The organism is Microbacterium testaceum, assembly GCF_003075375.1.
In the GTDB taxonomy this organism is placed as follows: Bacteria; Actinomycetota; Actinomycetes; order Actinomycetales; family Microbacteriaceae; genus Microbacterium; species Microbacterium testaceum_E.
Genome location: NZ_QDFT01000002.1, coordinates 164,949 through 176,861 on the forward strand (window position 1 = coordinate 164,949; position 11,913 = coordinate 176,861).

Below are 11,913 nucleotides of genomic sequence, written 5' to 3' on the forward strand. Positions count from 1 at the left end.
CCCGCCATGACCACCAGTGCCCCCGCCGCCCGTCGTCGCGGCATCCCGGGCTTCGCCCAGATGCAGCGCCTCGGCAAGAGCCTCATGCTGCCGATCGCCGTTCTGCCGGCGGCCGGCATCCTTCTGCGCCTCGGTCAGCCCGACCTGCTCGGCCAGATCGACCTGCCGGTCATCGGCCCCTTCTTCCAGGCGATGAGCGCCGCCGGCGGCGCCCTCTTCGACAACCTGGCGCTGCTGTTCGCCGTCGGCGTCGCGATCGGCTTCGCCAAGAAGGCCGACGGTTCGACGGCGCTCTCGGCCGTCGTCGGCTATCTCGTGCTCGCCAACGTCCACAAGGCCATGTCGCCCGTCGTCCTCGCGGGCCAGACCACCGCCGCGGGCGAGCAGGTGCAGATCAACTACAGCGTCTTCGGCGGCATCGTCATCGGGCTGCTGACCGCGTGGCTTTTCGACCGGTACCACACCATCCAATTGCCCTCGTACCTGGGCTTCTTCGGTGGTCGGCGGTTCGTGCCCATCGTCGTGTCGCTCGCGAGCCTCGTCGTCGGCTTCGGGCTGAGCTACTTCTACCCGATCTTCAACACCGGCCTGACGGGCCTCGGCGCCTTCATCGGCGGAACCGGCGCCCTCGGCGCGTTCGTGTACGGCTTCACCAACCGCATGCTCATCCCGGTGGGGCTGCACCACATCCTCAACTCCTACGTGTGGTTCCTGCAGGGGTCGTACACCAAGGGCGATGGCAGCGTCGTCACGGGCGAACTCACCCGCTTCGCCGCCGGCGACCCCACCGCGGGCGCCCTGACCTCGGGCTTCTACCCCGTGCTCATGTTCGGCCTGCCCGCCGCCGCGCTCGCGATGATCCACCTCGCCAACCCCGCCCAGCGCAAGGCGGCGATCGGCATCCTCGGCGCCGCGGGCCTGACCGCCTTCCTCACGGGCGTCACCGAACCGCTCGAGTTCGCCTTCATGTTCGCCGCGTTCCCGCTGTACGTCGTGCACGCGGTGCTCACCGGCATCTCGCTCGCCGTGGCGTACCTGCTCGACATCCACCTGGGCTTCTCGTTCTCGGCGGGGCTGTTCGACCTGCTGCTGTACGGCACCGCGCCCGCGGCGAACAACGTGTGGCTGCTGGTGGTCATGGGCGTGGTCTACTTCGGCGTCTACTACCTGCTGTTCCGCCTCGTCATCAAGAAGTGGAACCTGCGCACCCCGGGCCGAGAGGACCTCTCGGCCCCCGTGACGGAGGCTCCGGTAACGGATGCCGACACCACCGCCCCGGTCGCAGGAACGTCGCAGCCGGTCACGGCATCCGCTCCGGTCGCCGCCGCCGTCGCGGCGCGCGAGGACTCCCTCGCCGAACAGCTGATCGCCGCGTTCGGAGGCCGCGACAACCTCACGCACGTCGACGCCTGCATCACGCGCCTGCGCATGGAGGTGGCCGATCGCGCGCTGGTCGACCACGCGCGCCTCAAGCAGTTGGGTGCCGCCGGGGTGCTCGAGGTCGGCGACAACGTGCAGGCGGTGTTCGGCCCGCGGGCCGAGGCGCTCAAGAACGACATCATCGAGGTGCTGTGATGGAGGTCGTCGTCGTCCCCACCCCCGAGGATGCCGCGACCCTGGTCGCCGACGCCTATGCGGCCCTGCTGCGGCGCACGCCCGCGGCGGTGCTCGGGCTGGCGACCGGATCGACGCCGCTGCCGGTGTATCGCGAGCTCGCGCGTCGCCACCGCGACGAGGGACTGAGCTTCGCCCGGGCCCGTGGCTTCCTGCTCGACGAGTACGTCGGGTTGCCGACCGGGCACCCCGAGCGCTATCGCGAATTCATCCGCACCGAGCTCGAGCAGCACGTCGACTTCGCTCCCGGGGCGATCGTCGGGCCCGGCGATCTCGACGTCGCGCCCCTCGAGGCGGGCCCCGCCTACGAGCAGCTGATCCGCGAGGCGGGGGGCATCGACCTGCAGATCCTGGGCATCGGCACCGACGGCCACCTCGCCTTCAACATGCCGATGTCGAGCCTGTCGAGTCGGACGCGGCTCAAGACCCTGACCCCCCGGACGCGTCACGACAACGCCCGGTTCTTCGACGGCGATCTCGACCGGGTGCCCACCCACTGCCTCACCCAGGGGCTCGCGACGATCCTCGACAGCCGCCACGCCGTCATGCTCGGCTTCGGCCGCGGCAAGGCGCAGGCGGTGCGCGAGGCCGTCGAGGGTCCGCTGTCGTCGCGCTGGCCCGCGTCGGTGCTGCAGCTGCACCCGCACGCCACCGTCGTGGTCGACGAGGATGCCGCGAGCCAGCTCGCCTTCACCGACTACTACCGCACGACCTACGCCGGCAAGCCGGTGGGACAGGGGCTGTGATGCGTCTGCGCGCCGCGCGCGCCCTCATCGCGGGCGCCTTCGTCGGTCCGGTCGTGATCGACGTCGCCGGCGGTCGCATCGCGCGCATCCGCCCGGCGACGGGGGAGGAGCCCGTCGACCACGACCTGACCGACGGGGTGCTGTCGGCCGGCATGCTCGACCTGCAGGTGAACGGCTCGTTCGGCGTCGACGTCGCCGCGGCCGACGAGGCGGGGTGGCGGACGCTGCTCACGGGCCTCGCGCGGCACGGGGTGACGGGGGTCGAGCCGACCGTGATCACCGCGCCCCTGCCCGACACGGTCGATGCCCTCGAGCGGATCGGCCGGGCCCGCGATGTCTTCTCCGACGAACCGGTCGCCCGCGTGCTGGGGGCGCACCTCGAGGGGCCGTTCCTTTCTCCGGCGCGAAAGGGCGCGCACCGCGCCGAGCACATGCTCGCCCCCGAGTCGGCGCACCTCGACGCGCTGCTGGCGCGCCCGGCGGCCCGCGCGGCGCTGCGCACGGTGACACTGGCCCCCGAACTGCCCGGAGCCCTCGACGCCATCCGACGTCTGAGCGGCGAGGGCTACGTCGTCGCCGTGGGACACAGCGACGCCACCGCCGCCGAGGTGCACGCCGCCGGCGACGCCGGGGCGACCATGACCACGCACGTCTTCAACGCGCAGCGCCCCCTGAAGCCGCGTGAGCCCGGGGTGCCGGGGGCCGTGCTCACCGACGACCGCTTCTTCGTCGGCACGATCATCGACGGCCGGCACCTCGACCCGAGCGTCGTGTCGCTCGTGCTGGCGACCGCCGGGCGCCGAACGGTGGGGGTGACGGACGCCATCGTGACGGCCGGGCTCGACGCCGGCACCTGGCTCGACTTCGGCGGGGAGCCCGTGGCGAACGACCCGCACGGCCTGGGGCGTCGCCCGGACGGCACGATCGCGGGTGCGGGGATCGTCCTCGACGAGGGAGTGCGGCGCATGATCGCCGCGGGACTCGACGCCGCGGCCGTGCTGTCGGCGTGCACCGAGAACGCCGCCCGGTCGTTGGGTCGCACCGACATCGGGCACGTCGCCGAGGGGGCCGTCGCCGACCTGGTGCACTGGGATGCCGCGTGGCATCCGTCGCAGGTCTGGATCGCCGGACGCGCGCTGTCGCCGGTCGCGCGCTGAGGGCCGCGGCCCGCCCCCGCCACTACGCTGGAGGGGCGGCGCTCCGGGCGCCCGCGCCACCGCACCCCGATCTGGAGCACGCCGTGACCGACAGCCCCGACCTGCCCGACCTCACCGCATTCGACGGGGTCCTCTTCGACCTCGACGGCGTGCTCACCCCCACCGCCGAGGTGCACATGCGGGCGTGGAAGACGATGTTCGACGAGCTGTTCGCGGCCTGGAGCATCGAGCCCGCCTACACCGACCGCGACTACTTCGAATACGTCGACGGCAAGAAGCGCTACGACGGTGTGGCGAGCCTTCTGCGCAGCCGCGACGTCGAAGTGCCGTGGGGCGACCCCTCGGACGACCCGTCCGAAGACACCGTCTGCGGCGTCGGCAACCGCAAGAACGAGGTGTTCTCGCGCATCCTGCGCAGCGAGGGCATCCGCCCCTACCCCGGATCCGTCGCCCTGCTCGACCGGCTGCAGGCCGCGGGCACGCCGATCGCGGTGGTCTCGAGCTCGAAGAACGCCGTCGAGGTGCTCGAGGCGGCCGGGATCCGCGACCGCTTCCCCGTCGTGATGGACGGCGTCGTCGCCGAGCGCGACCACCTGGCATCCAAGCCCGCCCCCGATGTCTTCGCCGAAGCCGCCCGCATGCTGGGCGTCGACCCGGCCCGCAGCGTCGCCGTCGAGGACGCCCTCAGCGGCGTGCGCTCCGCCGCGGCCGCCGGCTACGGCGTCGTCGTGGGCGTCGACCGCGGGGTCGGAGCCGACGACCTCGCCGCCGCGGGCGCGACCGTGGTCGTCGACGACCTCGCCGCGTTCGTAGACTGAGCCGTCGCCCCCGCGACGACCCCTTCGACGCCGCCGGCGTCGAGATCCCGCACCACCCGCGCGAACGGCGCCCCCACCCGTTCCGCGGCGCCCGAACCCGCCACCGGAAGGCACCGCCCGATGATCGATCGCGATCGCTTCCCCATCGACGAGTGGCGACTCGTCGAAACCGAGTTCTCGATCGACGACGTGGGGGTCACCGAGACCCTCTTCGCCGTCGGGAACGGCTACCTCGGCCTGCGCGGCAACTCGATCGAGGGCCGCTTCGCCCAGGAGCAGGGCACCTTCATCAACGGGTTCCACGAGACCTTCCCCATCCGCCACGCCGAGCAGGCGTACGGCTTCGCCGAGGTCGGGCAGACCATCATCAACGCCCCGGATGCCAAGGTCATGCGCGTCTACGTCGACGACGAGCCGCTGTCGCTCGACGTGGCCGACGTCCGCGAGTACGAGCGCGTGCTCGACATGCGCCAGGGCATCCTGCGCCGCAACCTGCTGTGGGTGACGCCCTCGGGCAAGCGCGTGCGCATCGAGGACGAGCGCTTCGTGTCGTTCGACGAGAAGCACCTGGCCGTGCTGCGACTGACCGTGACGGTGCTCGATGCCGACGCGCCGGTCGTGGTCAGCAGCCAGCTGCTGAACCGCCAGGACGGCGAGGGCATCTACGGCGGATCGCCCATGGCATCCGGCAAGAGCGGGTTCGACCCCCGTAAGACCGAGAAGCTGTCGGATCGCGTGCTGCAGCCGCGCGAGTACTGGCAGGACGGCAACCGCTCCGCGCTCAGCTACGAGGTGAGCGAGTCGCACATGACGCTCGCCGTCATCGCCGACCACCTCGTCGACACGCAGAACGAGTACACCGCGCGTCAGCTCGTCGAGCCCGACATCGCCAAGAACGTTTTCCGCGTGCACGCGCGCGCCGGCGTCCCGACCACGATCACCAAGCTCGTCAGCTATCACACCTCGCGGGGCGTGCCCACGGGCGAACTGCTCGATCGCTGCCGCCGCACGCTCGACCGCGCCGTCGAGACCGGCGTCGACGGCCTGGTCGACAAGCAGATCGCCTGGTACGCCGACTTCTGGGACCGCTCCGACGTGCGCATCGGCGGACACGGCGACCTGCAGCAGGCCACCCGCTGGTGCCTGTTCCAGCTCGCGCAGGCCGCGGCCCGCGCCGACGGCCAGGGCGTGCCCGCCAAGGGCGTGACCGGTTCGGGCTACAGCGGCCACTACTTCTGGGACACCGAGGTGTACGTGCTGCCGTTCCTGGCCTACACGTCGCCGCTGTGGGCGCGGAACGCCCTGCGCATGCGCTCGCTCATGCTGCCCGCCGCGCGAAAGCGCGCGCACCAGCTCAACGAGGCCGGCGCCCTCTTCCCCTGGCGCACGATCAACGGCGAAGAGGCCTCGGCGTACTACGCCGCCGGCACCGCGCAGTACCACATCAACGCCGACGTCGCCTTCGCTCTGGCGAAGTACGTCCGCGCCACCGGCGACGAGGAGTTCCTCGCGCGCGAGGGCGTGGACATCGCCGTCGACACGGCGCGCCTGTGGTCGACGCTCGGCTTCTGGCGCTCGAGCGACAACGCCGAGGACGGCGAGCACGACTCGTTCCACATCCACGGAGTCACCGGACCCGACGAGTACACCACCGTCGTCAACGACAACCTCTTCACCAACGTGATGGCGCGGTTCAACCTGCGCTTCGCCGCCCGCACGGTGCGCGACCTCGCCGAGAACGATCCCGACGCGTACGCCCGCATGGCCGACCGTATGAACCTCGACCCCTCGGAGCCCGAGGGGTGGGAGCGCGCCGCCGAGGCGATGCACATCCCGTTCAGCGAGGCCCTCGGCATCCATCCCCAGGACGCGGTGTTCCTCGAGCGCGAGATCTGGGACCTCGAGAACACCCCGCCCGACCAGCGTCCGCTGCTGCTGCACTTCCACCCGCTGGTGATCTACCGGTACCAGGTGCTCAAGCAGGCCGACGTGGTGCTCGCGCTGTTCCTGCAGGGTAATCACTTCACGGATGCCGAGAAGCTCGCCGACTTCGAGTACTACGACCCGCTCACCACCGGCGACTCGACGCTGTCGGCGGTCGTGCAGTCGATCCTCGCCGCCGAGGTGGGCTACCAGGACCTGGCGCTGGAGTACTTCCGCCAGGCCGCGTTCGTCGACCTGGGCGACCTGCACCACAACGCCTCGGACGGCGTGCACGTCGCGTCGGCGGGCGGGGTGTGGACCGCGCTCGTCAGCGGATTCGGCGGCATGCGCGACCACTTCGGCCGCCTGACCTTCGACCCGCGCCTACCGGCCGACTGGCCCGAGCTGTCGTACGTGCTGCACTGGCGCGGTACGCGCCTGGACATCACGCTCACCACCGAGGCGCTGACCCTGCGCGCCGGCACGTCGGGCGAGCCCGTCGCGTTCGCCGTGCGCGACGTCGACTACACCGTCGCGCCGGGGGAGACCGTGCGCGTCGCCCTGCACGGTCAGGGGCCGGTGCGGCCCGGTCGTCCCTCGATCCGCCAGCTCGAGGGCTCGGTGCGCGAGGACGGCACGCTGCTGTCGGCTTCGGTGCCGATCGTCACGGCCACCATCCCGGTCGTGAACGACGACGACGCGCCCATCCCGGTCGGCCTGGACGGCTGAGCTTCCTCTCGCGAGCGCGGCGGCACCTCTTCGGGGGTGTCGCCGCGTTCTGCGTTTCCGCAGCCGCGCGGGGGTGCGGTCACGAGAACAGGGGGACGTGTCGAGAACAGGCCGATGTGCGGCGGATCGTCCTGTTGTGGTGGATCGTCCTGTTCCGGTGACGGCCCGGGACCCGGCATCCGGGGTCCCGTCGGGCTCGACGCACCGGGGCGGAGGCGATGTCGGAGGGACGCCGTAGGCTGGTGGAGTGACGACAGCCCTGTACCGCCGATACCGCCCCGAGGCGTTCGGCGAGATGATCGGGCAGTCGCAGGTGACCGAGCCGCTCATGACCGCACTGCGCAGCGACCGCGTCGGTCACGCCTATCTGTTCTCGGGTCCGCGCGGCTGCGGCAAGACCACCTCGGCGCGCATCCTGGCGCGCTGCCTCAACTGCGCGGCCGGCCCGACCGACACCCCCTGCGGCGTCTGCGACAGCTGCGTCGAGCTGGGTCGCGGCGGCGGAGGCTCGCTGGACGTCGTCGAGATCGACGCGGCCAGCCACAACGGCGTCGACGACGCGCGCGACCTGCGCGAGCGGGCGATCTTCGCCCCGGCCCGCGACCGCTTCAAGATCTTCATCCTCGATGAGGCCCACATGGTCACGCAGCAGGGCTTCAACGCCCTGCTCAAGCTCGTCGAAGAGCCCCCCGCGCACGTCAAGTTCATCTTCGCGACGACCGAACCCGAGAAGGTGCTCGGCACCATCCGTTCGCGCACCCACCACTACCCGTTCCGGCTCGTCCCGCCCGCCGCGATGCTCGAGTACGTGCAAGAGCTCTGCGACACCGAGGGCGTCGGCGTCGAGGCCGGGGTGCTGCCGCTCGTCGTGCGCGCCGGCGGTGGATCGCCGCGCGACACCCTGTCGCTTCTCGATCAGCTGATCGCCGGTTCCGACGCGGATGCCGCGGGCCACGTGCTCGTGCGCTACGAGCGCGCGGTCGCTCTGCTGGGGTACACGCACTCCGAGCTGCTCGACGAGGTCGTCGACGCCTTCGCCGCCGGTGACGGCGGGGGAGCGTTCGCCGCGGTCGACCGGGTGGTGCAGACGGGTCAGGATCCCCGCCGCTTCGTCGACGACCTGCTCGAGCGACTGCGCGACCTCATCGTCGTCGCCGCGACCGGTGCGGGCGCTTCGGCCGTGCTGCGCGGCGTGCCCGACGACGAGCTCGAGCGCATGGGCCGTCAGGCCACGGCGTTCGGGGTCACGCGCCTCTCGCGCACGGCCGACCTCGTCGTCGCCGCGCTCGACGAGATGACCGGGGCGACCTCTCCGCGCCTGCAGCTCGAACTGCTCGTCGCCCGCGTGCTGACGCACGCGGGGTCGGCGCAGGGAACATCGCCCGCCGTCGCGCACGACCTCGACGTCGCGCGCACCGGATCCGCGACCGTGGCCCCCGCAACCGGTCGACCCGCCTCTCCCGCCGCCGACATCGCCGCGCCGGGTGACGCTCCGGCGCGCTCGGCCGTGGCGTCGCCGGGGGCGGCGTCGGCCGGGGCGCCGCCGCGCGTGGCGTCACCCGCCGCTCCGCGCATCGCCGCTCCGGGGGCGGGGTCGCCGCCGGTGGCGTCGCCGGGTGCGGCGTCGACCGGTGTCGCCTCGCCGGGTGTGGCCTCTCCGGGTGTCGCGTCGCCGACCGTGGCTCAGCCGGGTGTGGCTCAGCCGGGTGTGGCTCAGCCGCTCGTGGCGTCGCCGACCGTCGCTCAGCCGTCTGTCGCTCAGCCGGGGGTCGCGTCGCCGGGCGTGCCGTCGCCGACGGCCGCTCAGCCGACCGTGGCCCGGCCGGACGCGCCTTCGGCCGAGGGCGCCGTGCCGACCGTGGCATCGCCCGGATCGACGGGTTCTTCGTCGCCCACCCGCACCGCTTCGGCGCCCTCGCGTCCGTCCGAGCCGGCTCCGCCGGTTCCGACCGACGACGACGCTCCGCCGCCCTTCACCGACGACGACGCGCCCCCTCCCTTCGACGAGGACGCACACCCCTTCGACACCGCGCCCACTCCCGGCTCGCCATCGCGCGACGTCGGCCCCGACGAGTCCGAAGCCCCCGCACGGGCGCAGTCCGGACGTCCGACGGCCCCGCCGACGGCCGCGCCGACGGCCGCCGCGCCCGCCGCCGGTTCGGCGGAGGCGCGCGAAGCCGCCGGTCCCACGGCGCGGCAGGCCGCTGCCGCGGCGCCGCAGATGGCTTCTCCGGCGGCACCCGCGAGCGCCGCCCCCGCCGCGCCCGAGGCCGCTGCCGCCGCGCCCGAGGTCGCTGCCGCCGCGCCGAAGACCACCGCGCCCGACACCGCCGCCGCTGTGTCGAACGTCGGCAGCCGCCCGGCATCCACGGCCCCGTCCGAGACGGCCGCCGCCGAGACGGACGCCGACCGCGACGCGTCGCCTCTCGAGCCGGTCGCACCCACCCCGCCCGTCACCCCGGTGGGGCCGATCGAGCTCGCCCACGTCCGCGATGCATGGCCCGAGGTGCTCGGCCAGCTCGAGGTCGCGAGTCGTGCGTCATGGCTGATCGTGTCGACCTCGACGGTCGCCGCCTTCGACGCCGACGTGCTCACGCTCTCCTTCCGTACCGGTTCCGACCTCACGGCGTTCAAGACGCGTACGCCCGAGGGCGGGCCCAGCGAAGACCTCCGCCAGGCGATCCAGGCCGTGCTCGGCATCCGCGTCAAATACCTCGCCCGTCTCGACGGCGAGGCCGGTCCCGGCGGGTCGTCGCGCCCCCCGGCGGGTCCGCCGCAGGGCGGGTCGGGAGCCGCACGCGGCTCGGGTCCCTCGTCGCGCCCGCCGGCGTCGTCGGCGCCCTACGCCTCGTCGGTGACCGAGTGGGCGGTCGCCCCGATCCCGTCCTCCGACGGGTCCGCGACGCCGGCCGCCACGGCCCTCGCCGTCGACGACGAGCCCGCCGAAGCGACGGCGCCCCCGGTGGACGGCGTCGCCGCGCAGGGAGCGGTGCTGCCTGCGCGCGAGGTGACCCCGTCCGTCCCCGCTCCCGACGAGGTCGACGACGACGACGTCATCCCGCCCGCCGACGAAGCCGAAGCGCCCCTGCCGCCGGTCGTCGTGCCGCGCATGCCCCCGCTCAGCGGCGGCGTCCAGCGCTACGGCGAGGCCGTGGTCCGCCAGATGCTCGGAGCGACGTACGTGCGCGACGAGCCCTACGAGCCCCCGACGAGGTTCAGCTGATGTACGACGGCATCGTCCAAGACCTGATCGACGAGTTCGGTCGCCTTCCCGGCATCGGCCCCAAGTCGGCGCAACGCATCGCCTTCCACATCCTGCAATCGCCCAACTTCGACGTCTCCCGCCTGTCGACCCTGCTCGGAGAGATCCGCGACAAGGTCAAGTTCTGCGAGATCTGCGGCAACGTCTCGGAACAGGACCGTTGCTCCATCTGCCGCGACCCCCGCCGCAACGCCACCCTCATCTGCGTCGTCGAGGATGCCAAGGACGTCGCCGCCATCGAGCGCACGCGCGAATTCCGCGGGCTGTACCACGTGCTCGGCGGAGCGATCAGCCCCATCGCCGGCATCGGCCCCGACGACCTGCGCGTCGCCCAACTCATGCAGCGCCTCGCCGACGGAACGGTGCAAGAGGTCATCCTCGCCACCAACCCCAACCTCGAGGGCGAGGCCACGGCCACCTACCTGAGCCGGCTGCTGCACACCCTCGAGATCCGCGTCACCCGCCTGGCATCCGGTCTGCCCGTCGGCGGCGACCTCGAATACGCCGACGAAGTGACCCTCGGCCGCGCCTTCGAGGGTCGTCGCACGCTCTGACGGGACGGCCGGCCCCCCGGCCCCGCGCGCGCGTTTCGCGCCCTCTTCACACGCAGCGCCTAACTCGGAGAATGGCGCCGAACTCGGAGGATTTGGCGCGGATTCTCCGAGAACGGTGCCGTTTTCCGAGTTTTCGGGATGCCGGCATCCCGCCCCTCCGGCTCGCCCGCTCGCGCGGGGTCACCGGCATCCCGTCCCGTCCGCTCACGTTGGGCGTGTGGTCGCGCCCCGCAGCGCGGAACTCGGAGAATGGCGCCGAACTCGGAGGTTTCGGCGCGGATTCTCCGAGAACGGTGCCGTTTTCCGAGTTTTCGGGATGCCGGCATCCCGCCCCTCCGGCCCGCCACGCGCGCGGGGTCACCGGCATCCCGTCCCGTCCGCTCACGTCTGGCGTCTGGTCGCGCCCCGCAGCGCGGAACTCGGAGAACGGCGCCGAACTCGGAGGTTTCGGCGCGGATTCTCCGAGAACGGTGCCGTGTTCCGAGTTTCGGGATGCCGGCATCCCGCCCCTCCGGCCCGCCCGCTCGCGCGGAGCCCCCGGCGTCCCGTCCCTCCGGCCCACCCGCCCGCTCGCGCACAGCCACCGGCATCCCGCTCCCTTCGCCAGACTCGGCGCCCGCACCCAGCGCGGAGCTCGGAGATTGGCGCGAAGCTCGGAGGATTCGGCGTGGATCTTCCGAGGTCGGCGCCGTTCTCCGAGATTCATCCCCGGCGGACGCCCAGACACCCTCCCTGCCTACGCCCGAGACCCGGCCCGGCGGACGCCCAGACACCCTCCCTTCCTACGCCCGAGACCCGGCCCGGGGGACGCCGAAGACCTGTGCCCCGCGGCGCCGGCAACTTATCCCCGGCGCACGCACGAGTCGCGTCCCGCGCCCGCACCACGGCAGCCATCCGCCCCGGCGGCCGTGGTGAGGCATCGGGTGAGCGAATGAGACGATTTCACTGAGAAGCGTTGAGGGGTGGTGAACCGCTCGTTCACCCGTTGCTCCCGTCGCGTCCACACGGGACCGCCACTTTCATCTCTGCGGAACAGCGCCGGGTGACCCGAAGACCCGGCGCTGYTCCGCAGAGATGAAAGTGGCGGTCCCGTGTGGACGCGACGGGAGC

Annotated in this window: 7 protein-coding genes; all 7 read left to right on the top strand. The window is 72.5% G+C overall.

Annotated features, from left to right (window positions below; translation table 11 throughout):
* Positions 1–6 precede the first annotated feature (6 nt).
* A complete protein-coding gene (locus DC432_RS01605; protein ID WP_116536395.1) occupies positions 7–1,575 on the top strand; it encodes a PTS transporter subunit EIIC in 1,569 nt (522 codons plus the stop codon).
* Positions 1,575–2,360: a glucosamine-6-phosphate deaminase gene (gene nagB / locus DC432_RS01610; protein WP_116536396.1), complete on the top strand. Its 786-nt coding sequence runs from the start codon at positions 1,575–1,577 to the stop codon at positions 2,358–2,360. Before DC432_RS01605 ends, nagB begins: the two co-directional genes overlap by 1 nt.
* Positions 2,360–3,517, top strand: coding sequence for an N-acetylglucosamine-6-phosphate deacetylase (locus tag DC432_RS01615; RefSeq protein WP_116536397.1), 1,158 nt, complete (start codon positions 2,360–2,362; stop codon positions 3,515–3,517). Before nagB ends, DC432_RS01615 begins: the two co-directional genes overlap by 1 nt.
* 83 nt (positions 3,518–3,600) lie before the next feature.
* The gene (locus DC432_RS01620) at positions 3,601–4,335 is read left to right on the top strand and encodes an HAD family hydrolase (RefSeq protein WP_116536398.1); all 735 of its coding nucleotides are present in this window, start codon (positions 3,601–3,603) and stop codon (positions 4,333–4,335) included.
* Positions 4,336–4,455: 120 nt separating this feature from the next.
* Positions 4,456–6,987: a glycoside hydrolase family 65 protein gene (locus DC432_RS01625; RefSeq protein WP_116536399.1), complete on the top strand. Its 2,532-nt coding sequence runs from the start codon at positions 4,456–4,458 to the stop codon at positions 6,985–6,987.
* 247 nt (positions 6,988–7,234) lie between these two features.
* Positions 7,235–10,210, top strand: a complete 2,976-nt coding sequence (locus DC432_RS16920) for a DNA polymerase III subunit gamma and tau (RefSeq protein WP_116536400.1) — start codon at positions 7,235–7,237, stop codon at positions 10,208–10,210.
* Positions 10,210–10,803 (top strand): recombination mediator RecR, encoded by a 594-nt coding sequence (gene recR / locus DC432_RS01635; protein WP_108319714.1) that lies wholly within the window; start codon positions 10,210–10,212, stop codon positions 10,801–10,803. The genes DC432_RS16920 and recR overlap by 1 nt, the downstream gene beginning before the upstream one ends.
* Positions 10,804–11,913 lie beyond the last annotated feature (1,110 nt).

Bases quoted from the DNA above. Each gene is read 5' to 3' on its own strand.
- DC432_RS01605 (WP_116536395.1), top strand. From the start codon at position 7: ATGACCACCAGTGCCCCCGCCGCCCGTCGTCGCGGCATCCCGGGCTTC.
- nagB (WP_116536396.1), top strand. From the start codon at position 1,575: ATGGAGGTCGTCGTCGTCCCCACCCCCGAGGATGCCGCGACCCTGGTC.
- DC432_RS01615 (WP_116536397.1), top strand. From the start codon at position 2,360: ATGCGTCTGCGCGCCGCGCGCGCCCTCATCGCGGGCGCCTTCGTCGGT.
- DC432_RS01625 (WP_116536399.1), top strand. From the start codon at position 4,456: ATGATCGATCGCGATCGCTTCCCCATCGACGAGTGGCGACTCGTCGAA.
- recR (WP_108319714.1), top strand. From the start codon at position 10,210: ATGTACGACGGCATCGTCCAAGACCTGATCGACGAGTTCGGTCGCCTT.